Annotated in this window: 17 protein-coding genes, 1 pseudogene and 1 riboswitch; of the genes and pseudogenes, 10 read left to right on the forward strand and 8 right to left on the reverse strand. The window is 64.5% G+C overall.

Annotated elements, in window-relative coordinates:
* The first annotated feature begins 134 nt into the window (after window positions 1-134).
* Window positions 135-527: a DUF1090 domain-containing protein gene (locus tag F3J44_RS03530; RefSeq protein ID WP_167068425.1), complete on the forward strand. Its 393-nt coding sequence runs from the start codon at window positions 135-137 to the stop codon at window positions 525-527.
* A gap of 164 nt (window positions 528-691) precedes the next feature.
* Here F3J44_RS03530 and F3J44_RS03535 read toward each other — a convergent pair whose 3' ends face one another.
* Window positions 692-1,138: a cytochrome c gene (locus tag F3J44_RS03535; protein WP_167068422.1), complete on the reverse strand. Its 447-nt coding sequence runs from the start codon at window positions 1,136-1,138 to the stop codon at window positions 692-694.
* A gap of 119 nt (window positions 1,139-1,257) precedes the next feature.
* Between F3J44_RS03535 and F3J44_RS03540 the strand changes: the two genes are divergently transcribed.
* Window positions 1,258-2,409, forward strand: coding sequence for a murein transglycosylase A (locus F3J44_RS03540; RefSeq protein ID WP_167270664.1), 1,152 nt, complete (start codon window positions 1,258-1,260; stop codon window positions 2,407-2,409).
* A 137-nt stretch (window positions 2,410-2,546) separates the two neighbouring features.
* Here F3J44_RS03540 and F3J44_RS03545 read toward each other — a convergent pair whose 3' ends face one another.
* Both F3J44_RS03545 and F3J44_RS03550 read right to left on the reverse strand, forming a co-directional pair.
* Window positions 2,547-2,933 (reverse strand): MAPEG family protein, encoded by a 387-nt coding sequence (locus F3J44_RS03545; RefSeq protein WP_167068414.1) that lies wholly within the window; start codon window positions 2,931-2,933, stop codon window positions 2,547-2,549.
* Window positions 2,934-2,961: 28 nt separating this feature from the next.
* Window positions 2,962-3,795, reverse strand: a complete 834-nt coding sequence (locus F3J44_RS03550) for an EamA family transporter (RefSeq protein ID WP_167068411.1) — start codon at window positions 3,793-3,795, stop codon at window positions 2,962-2,964.
* Window positions 3,796-3,985: 190 nt separating this feature from the next.
* On the opposite strand from F3J44_RS03550, the gene F3J44_RS03555 reads away from it, so the two are divergent.
* Window positions 3,986-5,221 carry a sodium:proton antiporter gene (locus tag F3J44_RS03555; RefSeq protein ID WP_167270665.1) on the forward strand — a complete coding sequence of 412 codons (1,236 nt, stop codon included), beginning with the start codon at window positions 3,986-3,988 and terminating at the stop codon, window positions 5,219-5,221.
* An 81-nt stretch (window positions 5,222-5,302) separates the two neighbouring features.
* Here the strand turns inward: F3J44_RS03555 and F3J44_RS03560 are convergent, their stop codons facing one another.
* Window positions 5,303-5,704 carry an acyl-CoA thioesterase gene (locus tag F3J44_RS03560; protein WP_167068405.1) on the reverse strand — a complete coding sequence of 134 codons (402 nt, stop codon included), beginning with the start codon at window positions 5,702-5,704 and terminating at the stop codon, window positions 5,303-5,305.
* A gap of 178 nt (window positions 5,705-5,882) precedes the next feature.
* Window positions 5,883-5,979, forward strand: a riboswitch (S-adenosyl-L-homocysteine riboswitch).
* A gap of 20 nt (window positions 5,980-5,999) precedes the next feature.
* Here F3J44_RS03560 and ahcY point away from each other — a divergent pair.
* The 5 genes and pseudogenes from ahcY to F3J44_RS29755 form a co-directional block, all read left to right on the forward strand.
* Window positions 6,000-7,409, forward strand: a complete 1,410-nt coding sequence (gene ahcY / locus F3J44_RS03565; RefSeq protein WP_167068402.1) for an adenosylhomocysteinase — start codon at window positions 6,000-6,002, stop codon at window positions 7,407-7,409.
* 126 nt (window positions 7,410-7,535) lie between these two features.
* Complete coding sequence (gene metF, locus F3J44_RS03570) at window positions 7,536-8,381, forward strand: methylenetetrahydrofolate reductase [NAD(P)H] (RefSeq protein ID WP_167068400.1); 846 nt, start codon at window positions 7,536-7,538, stop codon at window positions 8,379-8,381.
* A 91-nt stretch (window positions 8,382-8,472) separates the two neighbouring features.
* Complete coding sequence (locus tag F3J44_RS03575; RefSeq protein ID WP_167270667.1) at window positions 8,473-9,549, forward strand: hypothetical protein; 1,077 nt, start codon at window positions 8,473-8,475, stop codon at window positions 9,547-9,549.
* A 233-nt stretch (window positions 9,550-9,782) separates the two neighbouring features.
* Window positions 9,783-10,571 carry an ABC transporter substrate-binding protein gene (locus F3J44_RS03580; protein ID WP_167270676.1) on the forward strand — a complete coding sequence of 263 codons (789 nt, stop codon included), beginning with the start codon at window positions 9,783-9,785 and terminating at the stop codon, window positions 10,569-10,571.
* A 218-nt stretch (window positions 10,572-10,789) separates the two neighbouring features.
* Window positions 10,790-12,169 (forward strand): annotated as a pseudogene (locus F3J44_RS29755) (DEAD/DEAH box helicase); the annotation flags it as partial.
* Between the two features lie 636 nt (window positions 12,170-12,805).
* On the opposite strand, the gene F3J44_RS03590 reads toward F3J44_RS29755, so the two are convergent.
* The 3 genes from F3J44_RS03590 to F3J44_RS03600 form a co-directional block, all read right to left on the reverse strand.
* Window positions 12,806-13,381 carry a YceI family protein gene (locus tag F3J44_RS03590; protein ID WP_370526458.1) on the reverse strand — a complete coding sequence of 192 codons (576 nt, stop codon included), beginning with the start codon at window positions 13,379-13,381 and terminating at the stop codon, window positions 12,806-12,808.
* 37 nt (window positions 13,382-13,418) lie between these two features.
* Window positions 13,419-13,970, reverse strand: a complete 552-nt coding sequence (locus tag F3J44_RS03595) for a cytochrome b (protein ID WP_167270680.1) — start codon at window positions 13,968-13,970, stop codon at window positions 13,419-13,421.
* Window positions 13,971-14,237: 267 nt separating this feature from the next.
* Window positions 14,238-16,022, reverse strand: a complete 1,785-nt coding sequence (locus F3J44_RS03600; protein WP_167270682.1) for a flavin monoamine oxidase family protein — start codon at window positions 16,020-16,022, stop codon at window positions 14,238-14,240.
* 278 nt (window positions 16,023-16,300) lie between these two features.
* Between F3J44_RS03600 and F3J44_RS03605 the strand changes: the two genes are divergently transcribed.
* Window positions 16,301-17,707: an adenosylmethionine--8-amino-7-oxononanoate transaminase gene (locus F3J44_RS03605; RefSeq protein WP_167270684.1), complete on the forward strand. Its 1,407-nt coding sequence runs from the start codon at window positions 16,301-16,303 to the stop codon at window positions 17,705-17,707.
* A gap of 156 nt (window positions 17,708-17,863) precedes the next feature.
* Window positions 17,864-18,586 (forward strand): 16S rRNA (uracil(1498)-N(3))-methyltransferase, encoded by a 723-nt coding sequence (locus tag F3J44_RS03610; protein ID WP_167068377.1) that lies wholly within the window; start codon window positions 17,864-17,866, stop codon window positions 18,584-18,586.
* Window positions 18,587-18,591: 5 nt separating this feature from the next.
* Here the strand turns inward: F3J44_RS03610 and F3J44_RS03615 are convergent, their stop codons facing one another.
* The gene (locus F3J44_RS03615) at window positions 18,592-19,209 is read right to left on the reverse strand and encodes a hemolysin III family protein (RefSeq protein WP_167068374.1); all 618 of its coding nucleotides are present in this window, start codon (window positions 19,207-19,209) and stop codon (window positions 18,592-18,594) included.
* Window positions 19,210-19,286: the final 77 nt, after the last annotated feature.

Below are 19,286 nucleotides of genomic sequence, written 5' to 3' on the forward strand. Positions count from 1 at the left end.
CGCCTTTTAACAATAACACCTGTAGGAAAACGTCCAACTTGTTTCAGAAACATCGAAGAAGGGTTTCTAAATCGTGAAAACCAAGGCAGGATTTGCCCCAACTTTTGCTGCCCCGCCCCGTCCAGGAGGCTTTGATGAAATCCATGTCCACCCTCGCCCTGCTGACCGCGCTGGGCCTGGCGGCTGGCGCCGCACAGGCCGCCGCGCCCGATGAAGGCCTGACCGGCTGCGCCGCCAAGCGCAGCGCCATCGAGAACCAGCTGCAGATTGCCCGTGACCACGGCAACAACGACCAGGTGGCCGGGCTGGAAGAGGCCCTGCGCGGTGCGCAGAACTGCACCGACAGCAGCCTGCGCAAAGAGCGCGAGCAAAAGGTGCTGGATGCGCGTCACGAAGTGGCACAGCGTGAAAAAGACTTGAAGAAAGCCGAGAAGAAAGGCGACGCCGAGAAGATCAACAAGCGCAAGGACAAGCTGGCCGAGTCACGCAAGGAATTGCAGGAAGCGGTTGACGACCTGGACCGCTAAGGCGCCTGGGCCAGCCAGCGCGGTACCTGTAGGAGCGAGCGCAGCTCGCGATGGGCTGCAAGGCAGCCCCGGCAATTGTGGCCACGAAGCTGAAAGCCTGGGGCCGCTACGCGCCCCATCGCGAGCAACGCTCGCTCCTACAGAGTGAGCGCCAGCCCAGCGCTTCAGTGATTGCGGAATTCGCTATGGCACGCCTTGCACGCCGCCTCCACCTTGTCCATCGGCGCTTTCAACCGCGCCGCGTCCAGCGGCTGGGTGCGGGTTACGCCCACCAGCTCACCGGTCACCCCCTCCAGCTGCCTGGCCAGGTCCTGGAAGCGCGCTTGCCGCTGCCACACGTCCGCCCGTGCACTGCTGTCGCCGCCATCACGCACCTGCGGGAAGTGCTGCCACGGCTCATGGGCCAGGCCATCGAGTTTCGCCGCACCCACGGCGAATTTCACGCCGTCGAACGGCAAGCGCCCGCGCAGCATGCCCCCCAGGTCTTCGCTGGTCTTGAGCATGTCCTTGAAGATGGCCTTGCGCTTGCCCAGCGGCGAGTTCGGGTCAACCCGGTCACAGGCGCTCAGGGCAAGGGCGGCAAGCAGTACAACGGTCAATCGCTTGAACATCGGGTTCACGTCGGCCTAGGTAAATGGGCCGCCAGTATCGCCGCCCATCGGGCAAAGACCAATAGCCACATAAAACACAAGGGCGAATCTTCATGTTCGCCCCCAACAGGTACCCACTGATGAAATCTGCCCTGCGCCACCTGGCCTGGACACTCCCCGCCCTGGCCTTGCTGGCAGGCTGCAACGGCGGCGACAACGCCAAGCCTGAGCCCCATGCCATCGCCACCTATGCCCCGGCCACCTGGCAGGACCTGCCTGCGGTCAGCGACGAAGACCTGCTGGCCGGCTTCTATGCCTGGCGCAGCGGCTGCGAAAAGCTCAAGCGCGACCCGGTGTGGGCCGCCACCTGCGAAGCCGCCGGCAGCGACAGCGCAAGCGCCACACAGGTACGCACCTTCCTTGAGCAGAACCTGCAGGTCTACGGCCTGCGAGCCGCCGACAACAACGCCAACGGCCTGATCACCGGCTACTACGAACCGGTCTACCCCGGCAGCCTGAAGCGCACCGAAGCCGCCCACGTGGCAGTGTATGGAGTGCCAGACGACATGATCGTCGTCGACTTGGCCAGCGTGTACCCCGAGCTCAAGGGCAAGCGCCTGCGCGGGCGCCTGGATGGCCGCGTGCTCAAGCCCTACGACACGGCTGAGGTCATCAACCGCAACGGCGTCAAGGCGCCGGTACTGGCTTGGCTAACCGACCCGATGGACCTGCAGTTCCTGCAGATCCAGGGCTCTGGCCGGGTTCAGCTGGAAGACGGCCGCCAACTGCGCCTGGGCTATGCCGACCAGAACGGCCACCCCTACCGGCCGATCGGGCGCTGGCTGGTGGACCAGGGCCAGTTGAAAAAGGAAGAAGTGAGCATGGGCGCCATCCATGCCTGGGCCCAGGCCAACCCACAGCGGGTGCCGGAACTGCTGGCCAGTAACCCCAGCTACGTGTTCTTCAGCACCCGCCCAGACAGCAACGAAGGCCCACGCGGCTCGCTGAACGTGCCGCTGACGGCAGGCTACAGCGTGGCCATCGACCGCAAGGTGATTCCGTTGGGGAGCTTGTTGTGGCTGTCGACCACCCGGCCTGATGGCACGCCGGTGGTGCGGCCAGTGGGTGCCCAGGACACCGGAGGGGCGATTGCGGGCGAGGTGCGCGCCGACCTGTTCTGGGGAACCGGGCCTGAAGCGGGTGAGCTGGCGGGGAACATGAAGCAGCAGGGGCAGATCTGGATGCTGTGGCCCAAGGGCAAGCCGTTGCCTGAAGTGCCTAAAGTCCTCTGACGTTACGCTTTGCCTCTGTAGGAGCGGGCTTGCCCCGCGAACACCGGCGCAGCCGGTGCCACGCACCGCGTTGCCTGCTTCGCGGGGCAAGCCCGCTCCTACAGAGTTTTCTGCTAAATCAGCTAGTTAGTCGCTCACTAAATGGAAACCACGAAGAACGACACGATCAACGCCACCCCGGCGAACCACACCACCGAGCGCAACGCTGCCCAGTCCGCCAGGTAGCAGATGATGTACAGCAGCCGGCTGGTGATATACAGCACCCCCAGCACATCCTGGGTCACCTGTTCGGCATTGCCCACGATATCGGCCACCAGCACCGCCGCGGCAAACGCCGGAAAGGCCTCGTGGCTGTTCTGCTGGGCGGCGTGTGCGCGGCGCGGCAAGCCCGACAGGGTGTCGAGGAAGGCCCGCGGGTCGTGGTTGTCCTTCAGGCCGAAGCGGCCGCTCGATACCTTGGCAATCAGCGCGCACAGCGGCGCCAGGAACAACGCGATCAGGATGCACCACAGGGCAACGGTCATGCACAGCACTCCTTGTTCAGTCGTAAGGTCACAGCTTCATTACCAACATGCCGGCCAACACCAGCCCGCAAGCTAGGAGTCTTGGCCCGCCAAAAGGTTCTTTGAGGTAGCGCATGCCCAGCAGCACCACCAGCACCACGCTCAGCTCGCGCAGCGCCGCCGCCTCGGCCACCGACCCCAGGTGCATGGCCCACAGCACCAGCGCGTAGCTGAACAGCACGCAAAACCCCACCGCCAGGCCCAGCCGCCACTGCGTGCGCCAGAACAGCACGAACGGCGCGCGCCTGGCCACGCTGGCCAGTAACGGGAAAGGCCAGGCACTGAGCAAGGTCAGCCATACCAGGTAGTCCCAGGGCTTGCCCCACAGGCGCACCGCCTGGCCGTCGAACCAGGTGTAGCAGCCGATGCACAGGCCGATCAGCGCCACCACCGGCAGCATCGACCAAGGCAGGCGGTCCCCGCCGCCGCCTTGCCACAGCAGGCAGGCCATGCCGCAAGGAATCAGCAGGATACCGATGATTTGTTGCTGGCTCAGCGACTCGCCAGCAAAGGCCAGGGTCAGCCCCAGCACCACCAGGGGCGACAGCCCGCGCATCAGCGGATAGACCAGCCCCAGGTCGCCCACGCGGTAGGCCTGGATCAGCAGGAAGCGGTACAGCTGCTCGGCCAGTGCCGAGGCCAGCAGCCAGGGCCAGATCTCGCCAGGGGGAAATTCGGTGAAGGCGACGGCGAACACCGCGAAGATCAGTGCCACCACATCCATGCTGGCGATCACCAGCAACCGCTCGGCGCTGAATTTGATCAGGGTGTTCCAGGTCGCGTGCAGCAGGGCGGCGACCAATACCAGGGAAGTTGCCAGCACGCCTTGGGGTCCTTGTGACGATCTTCAGGGGTTGAATATAAGGCGTTGGCGGGCATGGCGGTAGCGCTGTGCTGGGAACGAATTGTGGGATTTGGGTCAAAAGCTGTGTCCCGAGGCCCTCGCCAGATCATCAAAGAACTGCCCGAGCCATTCGGGTAACGACTTGGAAGCCACTGTCACAGGAATCGGGATGCTTGAATTAGTTGCCGCGTTTATCTGCCTCACCACCCTCCTCACCTATGTGAACTACCGCTTTATCGGCCTGCCACCCGCCATCGGCGTGATGGTGACGGCGCTGCTGTTCTCCCTGATGCTGCAGGGCCTGAGCCTGATCGGCTTCCCTGGCCTGGAAGAGCGCGTCGAAGGGCTGATGAACCAGATCGATTTCAACGACCTGCTGATGCACTGGATGCTGGCCTTCCTGCTGTTCGCAGGTGCGCTGCACGTCAACCTCAGCGACCTGCGCAGCTACCGCTGGCCCATTGGGCTGCTGGCGACCCTGGGCGTGCTGATCGCCACCGTGGTGATCGGCTACCTGTCGCACTGGGTGTTCGCCCTGTTCGGCTGGCAGGTGCCGCTGATCTACTGCCTGCTGTTCGGCGCACTGATCTCGCCCACCGACCCGATCGCCGTGCTGGGTGCGCTACGTACCGCCAATGCCTCCAAGCCGCTGAAAACCACCATCGTCGGTGAGTCGCTGTTCAACGACGGCACCGCAGTCGTGGTGTTCACCGTGCTGCTGGGCATCATTCAACTGGGCGAAACGCCGAGCATTGCCGACACCGCCATCCTGTTCGCCCGCGAGGCCATCGGCGGGGTGCTGTTCGGCGGCCTGATCGGCTATGCCACCTACCGCATGATCAAGAGCGTCGAGCAGTACCAGGTGGAGGTGATGCTGACCCTGGCACTGGTGATTGGCGGCTCGGCCATGTGCTACGAGCTGCATGTGTCGGCGCCGATTGCCATGGTGGTGGCCGGGTTGATCATCGGCAACCTGGGGCGCAACCTGGCGATGAACGACATGACCCGCCGCTACATGGACGGTTTCTGGGAGCTGATCGACGACATGCTCAACGCCCTGCTGTTCGCCCTGATCGGCCTGGAGCTGTTGCTGCTGCCGTTCAACTGGCTGCACCTGGCGGCCGGCAGTGTGCTGGCGGTGGCGGTGCTGGCCTCGCGCCTGCTGACCGTGGCCCCGGCGATCCTGCTGCTGCGCCGCTGGCGCACGGTGCCCCAGGGCACCATCCGCGTACTGACCTGGGGCGGCCTGCGTGGCGGCGTGTCGGTGGCCCTGGCGCTGTCGCTGCCCATGGGCGATGAGCGCGACCTGCTGCTGTCGATCACCTATATCGTGGTGCTGTCGTCGATTCTGGTGCAGGGCTTGAGCATTGGTGGGGTGGTGCGCAGGGTCAGCGCCCAGCCCTGAGACAGGTTCCAGCCTCTTCGCGGGCAAGCCCGCCTGTAGGAGCGGGCTTGCCCCGCGAAGAGGCCGGCACTGGCGAAACACTTACTCGACTTCCGAATCCGGGAACTGGTCCTGGATGTACTTGATCTCGGTCCGCCCGTGCGGCGCCGGCAGGCCATCTTCGCCCAGGTTGACGAAGACCATCTTGTCCACGGTCAAGATCGCCTTGCGGGTGATCTTGTTGCGCACTTCGCACTTGAGGGTGATCGAGGTGCGGCCGAATTCGGTGGCGGTGATGCCCAGTTCGATGATGTCGCCCTGGCGCGAGGCGCTGACGAAGTTGATTTCGGAAATGTACTTGGTCACCACGCGCTGGTTGCCCAGCTGGACGATGGCATAGATCGCGGCCTCTTCGTCGATCCAGCGCAGCAGGCTGCCGCCGAACAACGTGCCGTTGGGGTTGAGGTCTTCGGGTTTTACCCATTTGCGGGTGTGAAAGTTCATCTTGGCTCCTGACCGGCTTGGCTGACGTGAAGCAATGATGGCAGAGCGGTCGCCGCCGCTCCATTGATCATCGACTATCGTCGCGATTAATCGACAGAAAGCCTTGGGTGTGTCACACAGCCCCGGCTATAATCCCTGCCGATTTCATGGCCACCCGCGGTGGCGGCCATCCCGCCACCCAACCGAGGGGCGCTGCAGCAGGCTCGGCCTGTCAGGCTCGGTTGGGGCGTTGTCCGCGCAAGCGGACGCTCAACGCACAACGGCGCCCATTCGCACACTACGAATGGAGGCTCTCATGAGCGCTGTAAACACGCCTGCAGGTTTTTCCGACTTCAAGGTCGCCGACATCTCCCTGGCTGACTGGGGCCGCAAGGAAGTCATCATCGCCGAATCGGAAATGCCGGCACTGATGGGCCTGCGCCGCAAGTACCAGGCCGAGCAACCGCTCAAGGGCGCGAAGATCATCGGCTGCATCCACATGACCATCCAGACCGCCGTGCTGATCGAAACCCTGGTCGCCCTGGGCGCCGAAGTACGCTGGTCGTCGTGCAACATCTTCTCCACCCAGGACCAGGCCGCCGCCGCCATCGCCGCTGCCGGCATCCCGGTGTTCGCCTGGAAAGGCGAAACCGAGCAGGAGTACGAGTGGTGCATCGAGCAGACCATCCTCAAGGATGGCCAGCCGTGGGACGCCAACATGGTGCTGGACGACGGCGGTGACCTGACCGAAATCCTGCACAAGAAATACCCAGCCATGCTGGACAAGATCCACGGCGTGACCGAAGAAACCACCACCGGCGTGCACCGCCTGCTGGACATGCTGGCCAAAGGCGAGCTGAAAGTCCCGGCGATCAACGTCAACGACTCGGTCACCAAGAGCAAGAACGACAACAAGTACGGTTGCCGTCACAGCCTGAACGACGCCATCAAGCGCGGCACCGACCACCTGCTGTCGGGCAAGCAGGCCCTGGTGATCGGCTACGGTGACGTGGGCAAGGGCTCGGCCCAGTCGCTGCGCCAGGAAGGCATGATCGTCAAGGTCACCGAAGTCGACCCGATCTGCGCCATGCAGGCCTGCATGGACGGCTTCGAAGTGGTTTCGCCGTTCAAGGACGGTATCAACACCGGTACCGAAGCCGGCATCAACGCCGACCTGCTGGGCCGCATCGACCTGATCGTCACCACCACCGGTAACGTCAACGTCTGCGACGCCAACATGCTCAAGGCCCTGAAGAAGCGTGCCGTGGTCTGCAACATCGGCCACTTCGACAACGAGATCGACACCGCCTTCATGCGCAAGAACTGGGCATGGGAAGAGGTCAAGCCGCAGGTCCACAAGATCCACCGCACCGGCGCTGGCACCTTCGACCCGCACAACGACGACTACCTGATCCTGCTGGCCGAAGGCCGCCTGGTCAACCTGGGCAACGCCACCGGCCACCCAAGCCGCATCATGGACGGCTCGTTCGCCAACCAGGTACTGGCGCAGATCTTCCTGTTCGAGCAGAAGTTCGCCGAACTGCCAGCCGCCAAGAAAGCCGAGCGCCTGACCGTTGAAGTGCTGCCGAAGAAACTCGACGAAGAAGTGGCCCTGGAAATGGTCCGCGGCTTCGGCGGCGTGGTTACCCAGCTGACCCCGCAACAGGCCGAGTACATCGGCGTGACCGTCGAAGGCCCGTTCAAGCCGGACGCCTACCGCTACTAAGCGGCAGGCTTGAAGCGTCGCGCTTCAAGACCGCAACCTGAACGCCGCCCAAGCCAGATCGGCCATCACCGATCTGGCTTTTACTTGCAACCTGCCACCCGAAGCAGGCTGCACGAGGAACGCCTGATGTCACAAGAACGCCGCTACAGTTTCGAGTTCTTCCCCACCAAGACCGAGGCCGGTCACGAGAAGCTGATGGGCGTCGCCCGCCAGCTGGCGACCTACAACCCGGACTTCTTCTCCTGCACCTACGGTGCCGGTGGCTCGACCCGCGACCGCACGCTGAACACCGTGCTGCAGCTGGAAAACGAAGTGAAGGTGCCTGCCGCGCCGCACCTGTCGTGCGTGGGCGATACCAAGGAAGACCTGCGCGCCCTGCTGGCCGAGTACCAGGCAGCCGGCATCAAGCGCATCGTTGCCCTGCGTGGCGACCTGCCGTCGGGCATGGGCATGGCCAGTGGCGAGCTGCGCCACGCCAGCGACCTGGTCGAGTTCATCCGCCAGGAAACCGCCGACCACTTCCACCTGGAAGTCGCCGCCTACCCGGAAATGCACCCGCAAGCGCCGAATTTCGAAGCTGACCTTGCCAACTTCGCGCACAAGGTCAAGGCCGGTGCCGACAGCGCCATCACCCAGTACTTCTTCAACGCCGACAGCTACTTCTACTTCGTCGAGCGCGCGCAGAAGCTGGGCGTGGACATTCCAGTGGTGCCGGGCATCATGCCGATCACCAACTACAACAAGCTGGCACGCTTCTCCGACGCCTGTGGCGCCGAGATCCCGCGCTGGATCCGCAAGCAGCTGGAAGCCTATGCCGACGACGCCGCCAGCATCCAGGCCTTCGGCGAGGAAGTGATCACCCGCATGTGCGAACAGCTGCTGCAAGGCGGCGCACCGGGCCTGCACTTCTACACCCTGAACCAGGCTGAACCGAGCCTGGCGATCTGGAACAACCTGAAGCTGCCGCGCTGACATTTTTTGGCAAACTCTGGTTCAGATTCGATTAAGGCTTTGGTCGTAGACTGAGGCCTTAATTTTTTCTGGTCCAAACAGGTTTCGCGTCATGCAACATTGCCTGCCATCACGCCCACAGCTCGTGTACCTGGCATTCGGCCCAGCCACGTACCATCAGGAAGCCTGTTTCAGCATCGTCAGCGCCCTCGCGCACTTGGGCAACCTCCACGCCCCGGCCATCGATATCCAGGTCTACACCGACACTGCCGAGCCTTATGCCAGGCTGCCGGTAACCGTGCACCTGCTCGACGAAGCCACCCGCACGGCCTGGAATGCCCCCCATGGTTATCACTTTCGCAGCAAGCACGTGCTGCTGCGCCAGGTGCTGCGCGATTGCCCGCAGGCCGTGTTGATCGATACCGACACCTTTTTCCGCCACTCGCCGCTGCAACTGTTCCAGCGGGTCAAGCCTGGCACCCTGCTGTGCAACGCGGTCGGCGGCCGCTATGGCGAGGACCAGAAGTGCCTGCTGTACAAGAACCTGCTGGGCATCCTGGCCGAGCGCGGCCTGGCCGACTGCAAGATGCCCCTGGTCAATTCGGGCGTGATCGGCCTGTGCGCCGAAAACGCCGAAGTGCTCGACCGCTCCATCGCCATGATGGACGAATTCCACCCGCTGGCCCGCAGCGCCTACACCCTGGAAGAGTTCTGCCTGGCAGTGGCCGCCTACCGCCACCTGGCACTGGCCGGGTGTACCGATGTGATCCACCACTACTGGAGCCGCAAGGCGCAGTTTCGCGCCAAGATCCAGGCCTGGCTGCGCAAGCACGGCGATGACCCACTGGGCGAGGCGGCGCTGGCCGACGTGCTCCTGGTCAATGACCAACTGCCCCGCCCACCGGCCTGGCAACGCCTGGGCTACAGGGCCTTGAGCCTGACCCTGCCGAGCCGCGAGCGCCAGTTCGTGCGCGAGCTGCTGTATGGCTGCTACCCCTACCCCAACGAGTTCGACCGCGCCTGCGCCCCAGCCTGGTGGGACAAGGCGCTGGAAAACCTCAACCACCGCCATGGGCAAATGGCGCCCGAGGAGCTGCGCCAGTGCCTGCGCCATCCAAGCCTGCGCCTGTCGCTGGGGGAGCGCCGCAAGGATATCGAGGCGCACCTGCTACGCGCGCCCCATGCCTGAGCGTGGAGCCGGTGCAATCCGCTGTAGGAGCGGGCTTGCCCCGCGAACACCGGCGCAGCCGGTGCCATCCACCGCGGTGCTTGCTTCGCGGGTCAAGCCCGCTCCTACAGGGTTTTCTGTTAAATCAGATAATTGCGATTCGCTCCATGGAGCGGATTTACCCGCGAAGAGGCTGGCCCAGGCGCCTATCAACTTCACTGGCTAAGCCACGACCGAGCGCGTAATCTCGCGCCATGCCCGCCCTCTCCCGCCTGTTGTGCATCCTGCTGCTCGCCTGCCTGAGCCCGATGGCGCTGGGCGAACGGCTGCGCCTGGTCAGCGACGACTGGGCCCCGTACATCTATCAGGAAGCCGGCCAGGCCAAGGGCATCGACTACGAAATCACCAGCGAGGTGTTCAGGCGCCTGGGGATCGAGGTGCAATGGCAATTCATGCCCTGGCGGCGCTGCCTGGCAATGGTCGAGCAAGGCCAGGCCGACGGAGTGATGGACGTGTTTCAGGTCGAGGCGCGCCAGGCCTGGATGATCTACACCGCCGACCCGATGTCGGAGGTCGAGTTCGTGCTGTACCAGGCCCGCGACCGGCGCCACGCCGTCAACCAACTGCAAGACCTTGCCGGGCTTACCGTGGGCACCTCGCCTGGCTACGACTATGGCGCCGAATTCAACGAGTCCGACGCCTTTCGCCGCGAGGCGGCGCCCAGCCATGAGGCCAATTTCGGCAAGCTCATGCGCAAGCGCATCGACCTGCTGATTACCGACCGCCGGGTCGGGCGCTACCTGCGCCGGCACCTGGGCGTTGAACAGCAGGTCGAGGAATTGCCCCTGGTGATCAACCGCAGGGCCCAGTACCTGGGCCTTGCGCGCAAACCGGGGCGTGAAGCGCTGGCCCAGGCGTTTACCGAGGAACTGCGCCGTTTCAGGCAAGAACCGGCCTACCTGGCGATTATCGAACGCTACATTGGCGACGCCAGCGATCTTGCTGACGCCGTTGAGCAGCAGGAAAGCAGCACGCCGCGTTAGCTCTGTTATACTCGGGCCTTCCCGCCCGGCTCACGCCCGGACGCTCGGCCTCGCAACAGGCATCCCGATCGGCACCGACGCCCCTAGGCGTCTACCTTCCGTTTCCCGGATGTGCAGTGAAAGCCCAGCTGGACCGGACGCGATCGCATCCCACCGATGCCCGTCGCGCCAGGCAGAACATCCCTACGGGCCCAGCCCACACGAGAACAGGATTGCCCATGTCCTTTGCTTCCCTCGGTCTCTCCGAGGCTCTTGTCCGCGCTATCGAAGCTGCGGGCTATACCCAGCCGACTCCCGTGCAACAGCGGGCCATTCCCGCCGTGTTGCAGGGCCGTGACCTGATGGTTGCCGCGCAAACGGGCACGGGTAAAACCGGTGGCTTTGCCCTGCCGATCCTTGAACGCCTGTTCCCTGCTGGCCACCCGGACAAGTCCCAGCGCCACGGCCCGCGTCAGCCGCGCGTGCTGGTGCTGACCCCGACCCGCGAGCTGGCGGCCCAGGTGCACGACAGCTTCAAGGTGTACGCCCGCGACCTGCCCCTGGTCAGCGCCTGCATCTTCGGCGGCGTTGGCATGAACCCGCAGATCCAGGCCATCGCCAAGGGTGTCGACGTGCTGGTGGCCTGCCCAGGCCGCCTGCTGGACCTGGCCGGCCAAGGCAAGGTCGACCTGGCCCACGTGGAAATCCTGGTGCTCGACGAAGCCGACCGCATGCTCGACATGGGCTTCATCCATGACGTCAAGAAGGTCCTCGCCCGCCTGCCGGCCAAGCGCCAGAACCTGCTGTTCTCGGCCACCTTCTCCAAGGACATCACCGACCTCGCCGACAAGCTCCTGCACAACCCGGAGCGCATCGAGGTCACGCCGCCGAACACCACCGTCGAGCGTATCGAGCAGCGCGTCTACCGCCTGCCGGCCAGCCACAAGCGCGCGCTGCTGGCGCACCTGATTACCTTGGGTGCCTGGGAGCAGGTGCTGGTGTTCACCCGCACCAAGCACGGCGCCAACCGCCTGGCCGAGTACCTGGAAAAGCACGGCCTGACCGCCGCCGCCATCCACGGTAACAAGAGCCAGAACGCCCGCACCAAAGCCCTGGCCGACTTCAAGGCCAACAGCGTGCGGGTGCTGGTTGCCACCGACATCGCCGCCCGCGGCCTGGACATCGACCAACTGCCCCACGTGGTCAACTTCGAGCTGCCCAACGTCGAGGAAGACTACGTGCACCGCATCGGCCGTACCGGTCGTGCCGGGCGCTCGGGCGAGGCCATCTCCATGGTCGCGCCGGATGAAGAAAAGCTGCTCAAGAGCATCGAGCGCGTCACCAAGCAGAAGATTCCCGATGGCGACCTGATGGGCTTCGATGCCAGCCAGGTGGAAGCCGAGAAGCCCGAAGTGCGCGAGCGCCCGCAGAACAACGGCCGTGGTGGCCGTAACCAGCAGGCCCGCGGCGAAGGCGGCAAAGACGCCAACGGCGGGCGCAAGGACAAGGGCAAGGACAAAGGCAAGGCCAAGCAGCAGGCGGCCGACAAGCCAGCCGACAAGGAAAAGGCCGGCGACAAGCAACAGCAGCAACCGCGCAAGCCGCGTGACAAGAAGCCACGCCAGCAGCAGGCCAGCAGCAACAGCGCGCCCAAGGCAACTGCCGACCGTGACCCGGAAGAATTCCTGGACGATGATGTCGACAACTTCGGCAACCGCGCCGATTACGTCAGCCCCTACCAGAATGCCAAGAACCAGGGCCGCAACCGCCGCCCAGGTGGCGCAGGGCAAGGGCAAGGCCAAGGCAATGGCCAACGCAGCAACGGCGGCGGCCAGGGCCAGGGGCGCAGCAACAACGGCGGCCAGCCGCGCAGTGCCAACGGCGACAAGCGCCCGCGCAGCAACAACGGTGGCGGCGCTCGCCGTGACAACAATGGTGCTGGCCGTGGCCGCTCGGCCGGCCGTGACGACGCCTCGCGCCAGGAACCGGCAGTACGCAGCACCCGCGAACAGCACCAGCCGGTGATCATCCGCAAGGAATCCAAGCTCGACCGTTTCCCAACGCCCGAGCAGTTGGACGACCTGCCAAGCCGCCCACGTGGCGAGCGCCCAGCGCTGCTCACCCGTAAAGGCTGACCGATAGACCAAGGGGGCTGCCTGGCAGCCCTTTCACAGCAAAAAGCCGCTTCTGTAGAAGCGGCTTTTTGCTGTGAAAGGGCCGCAAAGCGGCCCCCTCGGTTTTTCAGCTGGAACAGATTACTTCTGCTTCACGCCTTCGACGCTGATGTCCAGGTCCAGGGTCTGCGAAGTCGGGCCTGGGCCCTTGATGCCGAAGTCGTTCAGGTTCAGCGTGGTGGTGGCGTTGAAGCCTGCGCGCTCGCCGCCCCACGGGTCCTTGCCTTCACCGTTGAAGGTGGCCTTGAAGGTGACCGGCTTGGTCACGCCGTGCAGGGTCAGGTCGCCGGTCACGTCGGCAGTCTTGTCACCGGTGGATTTGACGGCAGTGGAGACGAACTTGGCATCCGGGTACTTGCTGACGTCCAGGAAGTCCTTGCTGGCGATGTGCTTGTCACGCTCGGCGTGGTTCGACCATACGCTGGCCGTTTTCAGGTCGACGTTGATCTTGCTGGCCTCAGGCTTGGCGCTGTCCCAGGTGAAGTCGCCGCTGAAGTCCTTGAAGGTGCCGTGGATGAAGCTGTAGCCCAGGTGGCTGATCTTCCAGTCGACGAACGCGTGCTGGCCTTCCTTGTCGATCTTGTACTCGGCAGCCATTGCCTGGCCGGCGGAGAACAGTGCGGTACCGAGCGCCAGAGCGGCAAAAGTCTTTTTCAACATCCTTAGTTCCTTCCTATGCAATTGAGGTTGAGAGTCAAGCTTTGCGGCCCAGCATGCGGGTCAGGGTCGCGTCACGGTCGATGAAATGGTGTTTCAGCGCAGCCAGGGCGTGCAGCACGGCGAAGACCACCAGGCCCCAGGCCAGCCACAGGTGAATGGCACCGGCAAGGTCTGCCTGGTCGGGCAGGTTGCTGATCAGGGCCGGCACTTCGAACAGGCCGAACACCGGAATGCCAACGCCGTCGGCAGTGGAAATCAGGTAACCGGCGATCATCACCGCGAACAGCCCCAGGTACAGCGCCAGGTGGCCCAGCTTGGCAGCCAGGCGGGTGAACGCGCCATGGTTGGCCGGTGCCGGTGGCGGCGGGCTGACGAAGCGCCAGAGCACCCTCAGCAGCATCACGGCCAGCAGGGTAAGGCCAATGCTTTTATGCAGGTCGGGGCCGGCCTTGCGCCAAGGGTCGTAGTAGTCGAGGCCGACCATCCACAGGCCCAGTCCAAATAGGCCGAAGACCGCCAGGGCCACGCCCCAGTGCAGGACGATGCTGACCACGCCATAGCGAGAGGGTGAGTTGCGCATTTGCATGATGACGTGGTTTCCCGTGAGAGCTGTGCACAGACTATCGGTTAACGTATCGAATAAAAGCTTAAAAAATTGCTTTGGATTATCGAGAAATCCGATGATTAGTGTGCAAGTTCGCTATTAAGGAAACATTAACGATAGCCGGAGAGTGGGGGGATGCCAGTGCAGCCCCTTCGCGGGGCAAGTCGGGTCGCCGCACCGCCGCTCCTACATGGACAATGGTATCGAATGTAGGAGCGGGCTCGCCCCGCGAAGGGGCCAGTGCAGGACTCAGCCTGCCTTGGCCTGGGAATCGCTGGCAGGCTTCTTGGCCGGCGCAGACTTGACCGTCGCCTTCTTCGGCTCGACTGCCTTGTGCGCCTGTTTGGCTGCGGGTTTGGCCGCCGGCTTGTGCGCCGGGGCGTGCTTGGCCGGTGCCGCCTTGGTTGCGGCAGGCTTGGCCGGTTCTTCCTTGGCCACCGCTTCCGGTGCAACCGGTGCAGGGGCTGCAGCAGGTGCCGGCGCAGGCGCTGGCGCTGCTTCTACCGCCTTGGCCACCGGTTCAGCCTTCACTTCAGGCTTGTCTGCCCCGCCGAACAGGCGCGAGAAGAACCCCGGTTTTTCCTGCTTGGCAGCCACTGCGCCCGCGGTTGCGGTTGCCGCTGCGGCCACTGCCGCGGCCTTGGCCGGGTCGAACGACTTGCCGGCCAGCAGGTCCTGCACCTGGCCGGCGGCACGCTGGCCACTGCGCAGGGCGCCTTCGAGGGTGCCTGGGTACAGCGCGTCGGTGTGCTCGCCGGCAAAGGCGATACGCTGCACCGGGCGCTCCCACAGGCGCCAGTACTTGCTGATCTGCCCTGGGCCGTAGGCCAGGTAGGCGCCACCGGTGCCGGCATCGACGCTGTAGCGCTTGACCTCGTAACCGGTGAACGCACCCCGGGCCTGCGGGTAGAACGCATGCAGGCGGATCAGCACCTGGTCGACCATCTGCTTGTCGCCAAACGCCTGCAGCAGGCGGGCGTTGTCACCGGAGAGGTTGATCACCACGTTCGCGCCGCCCTTGAACGCTGGTTCGATCCACAGCATGCCAAGGCCTGTGTTGCTGAAGATTTCACCCGACATGCGCGCACGGCTTTCCCATACCGGCTGCTTGAACTTGAGCATCAGCTGGTCGCGCCAGCCGTAGTTGGTGCTCTTGAGCGCCGCCAGGTGCTGGGCGTCCAGGCCCGGGGTGATCTGGATCTTGGCCAGGGCGCGCAGCGGCACGGCCATGACCAGGTAATCGGCCTGGTAGCCGACGCTGCCGACCTTGACCGTGACGCCGTCCTTGTCCTGGACGATGGCGGTCACCGGCGAGCTGGTCTTGATGGTCTTGAGCTGCTTGACGAAGGCCTGGGCCAGTACCGGGCTGCCGCCTGGCAGGCGCGCGGCGCGCAGGTCGCGGTCGCTGACGCCACGGTAAACGCGGTTCTGCTGGGCGAAATACAGCAGCGACAGGCGCGACGGCTCATCGTAGCGGGTACGAATCTGCTGGTTGACCAACTGACGCGCAGTGGCCGGCAGTTGCAGCTTGTCGAGCCAGGTGGACACGTTCATCTGGTCGAGGGCGAACAGGGTGCTGGTGGCCTGCGGGTTGAGCGGGTCGTCGATCGAGCGGGCCAGGTCGTCGAGGGTTTTCTCGTAGCGCTTGAGGGCTTCGGCGGTGGCCGGCTGCTTGGTGGCAAGGTCCGTGGCGCTGAAGTATTCGCCGTCGATCAGGTAACCGGGGGTACGCACGAATTCCGGTGCTGGCAGGGTATCGAGCTTGAAGCGCTCCAGGTACTGGTTGAGCACCGGCTGGGCCTTGCCGTTGCCGATCCACTCGCTGGTGGCCAGGCCCGAACGCCCGCCCATGCCCGCCTTGGCTTCCAGCAAGGTCACCTGCCAGCCCTTGTTCTGCAGCTCGTAGGCGGCGGTCAGGCCTGCCAGGCCGCCACCCACCACGATCGCCGTGGGTGTCTTGTCCTTCGCCAGTGCCCCCGCGCTGGACACACCGATCAATACCAACGCGCACAGGCGCACCCAAGCAGCAGCCATGTCGGCGAACTCCGAGTTGAAATTACAGGAATGAGAAGAGGCAGGAATGCCCCGAGAGCGATGCGCTAAGAATACGTCAGCTATTGAGGGCCTGCCAGCACGGCGATATCAAGTGCCTCAGGCAACAGGAAATTTTATTTTTGCCACAGGTTTCGGCCAGCAGTGCAGCGACGGCGCCGCGCACCTTGGCCGCCTTTGGCCGGCAACGGTTGTCCTGCCCCCTGGCTTTGCTTAGGCTTACAGGTTCGAACCACGCCGCAACGCCAGGAGAAGTGCCCATGGGCCTCAACGATCAGTGGATGCAACGCGACCTGAAGGTCCTGTGGCACCCCTGCACCCAGATGAAAGACCACGAGCAGCTGCCGCTGATCCCGATTCGCCGGGGCGAAGGCGTGTGGCTCGAGGACTTCGACGGCAAGCGTTACCTGGATGCGGTGAGCAGCTGGTGGGTCAACGTGTTCGGCCATGCCAACCCGCGCATCAACCAGCGTATCAAGGACCAGGTCGACCAGCTGGAACACGTGATCCTGGCAGGTTTCAGCCACCAGCCGGTCATCGAGCTGTCGGAGCGCCTGGTGGCCATGACGCCGGCGGGGCTGGACCGGGTGTTCTACGCCGACAACGGCTCGTCGTGCATCGAAGTGGCGCTGAAGATGAGCTTCCACTACTGGCAGAACATCGGCAAGCCGGCGAAAAAGCGCTTCGTCACCCTGACCAACAGCTACCACGGCGAAACCATCGCCGCGATGTCGGTGGGCGACGTGCCGCTGTTCACCGAAACCTACAAGGCCCTGCTGCTCGACACCCTCAAGGTGCCCAGCCCAGACTGCTACCTGCGCCCCGAGGGCATGGGCTGGGAAGAACACTCGCGAAACATGTTCGCGGCCATGGAGCAGACCCTGGCCGAGCACCATGAAAGCCTTTCGGCGGTAATCATCGAGCCGCTGATTCAAGGCGCCGGCGGCATGCGCATGTACCACCCGGTGTACCTCAAGCTGCTGCGCGAAGCGTGCGACCGCTACGACGTGCACCTGATTCACGACGAAATCGCCGTGGGCTTCGGCCGCACCGGCACGATGTTCGCTTGTGAGCAGGCCGGCATCCGCCCGGACTTCCTGTGCCTGTCCAAGGCCCTGACCGGCGGTTACCTGCCGCTGGCCGCGTGCCTGACCACCGACAAGGTCTACCAGGCGTTCTACGACGACTACCCAACCCTGCGCGCGTTCCTTCACTCACACAGCTACACCGGCAACCCGCTGGCCTGCGCCGCCGCCCTGGCGACTTTGGACATCTTCGAGCAGGACAACGTGATCGAGGCCAACAAGGCCCTGGCCACGCGCATGGCCAGCGCCACCGCGCACCTGGCAGACCACGCCCATGTTGCCGAAATTCGCCAGACCGGCATGGCCCTGGCCATCGAGATGGTCCAGGACAAGGCCACCAAGGCCGCCTACCCCTGGCAGGAGCGGCGTGGCCTGAAGGTGTTCGAGCACGCCCTGACCCGCGGCGCCCTGCTGCGCCCACTGGGCAGCGTGGTGTACTTCCTGCCGCCGTACGTGATTACCCCGGAGCAGATCGACTTCCTCGCCGAGGTGGCCAGCGAAGGCATCGACATCGCCACCCGCGACAGCGTCAGCGTGGCCGTGCCCGCCAATTTCCACCCCGACTTCCGCGACCCGGGCTAAGCCCCAAGCGACATGCCAGTCCCCGGTAGGAGCGACCGAAGGTCGCGATGGGCTGCAAGGCAGCCCCCTGGCACCTCTACTTAGCCATGTGGCCCTTTCGCGACCTTCGGTCGCTCCTACCAGGGGCTGTGCCCACACCTTATTTCGAGTTGAACCATGAGACTGTCCCGCTTCTTCATCGACGCCCCCTTGAGCCTTGGCGAGCACGACCTGCCTGAAGCCCAGGCCCATTACATTGGCCGCGTGCTGCGCATGGCCCCCGGCGACGCCGTGCAACTGTTCGACGGCAGCGGCCAGGAATTTCTCGGCCAGTTGCTCGAAGTCGGCAAGAAGACCGTGCGCGTAAGCCTCGACCAGGCCCTGCCCGGCCAGGCCGACTCGCCCCTGCACGTGCACCTCGGCCAGGGCCTGTCCCGTGGCGAGCGCATGGACTGGGCGATCCAGAAGGCCACCGAGCTGGGCGCCAACGCCATCACCCCGATCGTCAGCGAACGCTGCGAAGTGCGCCTGAAGGACGAACGTGCCGACAAGCGCCTGGCCCACTGGCGCCAGGTGGCGATCAGCGCCTGCGAACAATGCGGCCGCTCGACCCTGCCGGTGATTCACCCACCGCTAACCCTGGCCGAATGGCTCAAGGCCACCGAGGCTGACCTCAAGCTGGTGCTGCATCCGGTGGCCGAGCCGCTGACCAGCCACCAAAAGCCCGCGAAACTGGCCTTCCTGATTGGCCCCGAAGGCGGCCTGAGCGATGCCGAAGTGGACCAGGCCAAGGCCGCCGGCTTCCACGCCGCCCGCCTCGGCCCGCGCGTGCTGCGCACCGAAACCGCCCCCGTGGTGGCACTGTCGGTGGCCCAGCAGCTGTGGGGCGATTTTTCCTGACGCGGCTAACGCACGTAGAACGATACCGCCACGAAGTGCAGCAGGCTGCCGACGATCACGAACAGGTGCCAGATGCCGTGGGCATGGCGCAAGCGGCTGTCGAGGGCGAAGAAGATGATGCCGACGGTGTAGAACACGCCGCCGGCCGCTAGCCAGGCGAAACCGGCGCTGCCCAGGGTATTGAGCAACGGTTTGACTGCCACCAGCACCACCCAGCCCATCACCGCGTAAATGATGATCGACAGGATGCGTGCCTCGGAGCGCGGCTTGATTTCCTGCAGCATGCCGATCACCGCCAGGCCCCAGACCACGCCAAACAGGCTCCAACCCCAGGGGCCGCGCAGGCTCACCAGGCAGAACGGGGTGTAGCTGCCGGCGATCAGCAAGTAGATCGACAGGTGGTCGAGCTTGCGCATGATCACCTTCGCCCGGCCACGGGTGCTGTGGTAGAGGGTGGAGATGCTGTAGAGCAGCAGCAAGGTGCTGCCGTAGATGGAGAAACTGACGATTTTCCACGGGTCGCCCTGCAGGCCCGCGACCACGATCAGCCAGATGGCACCGATACAGGCCAGGACGGCACCGACCAGGTGGGTCCAGGCGTTGAAGCGTTCACCGTAATACATGCAGACACAGACCTCCTGATCCGGGCTGGGTTCCTGTAGGAGCGGGCTTGCCCCGCGAAGAGGCCCTCAACCCCAAC

It is taken from the genome of Pantoea sp. Tr-811 (genome assembly GCF_011752535.1).
In the GTDB taxonomy this organism is placed as follows: Bacteria; Pseudomonadota; Gammaproteobacteria; order Pseudomonadales; family Pseudomonadaceae; genus Aquipseudomonas.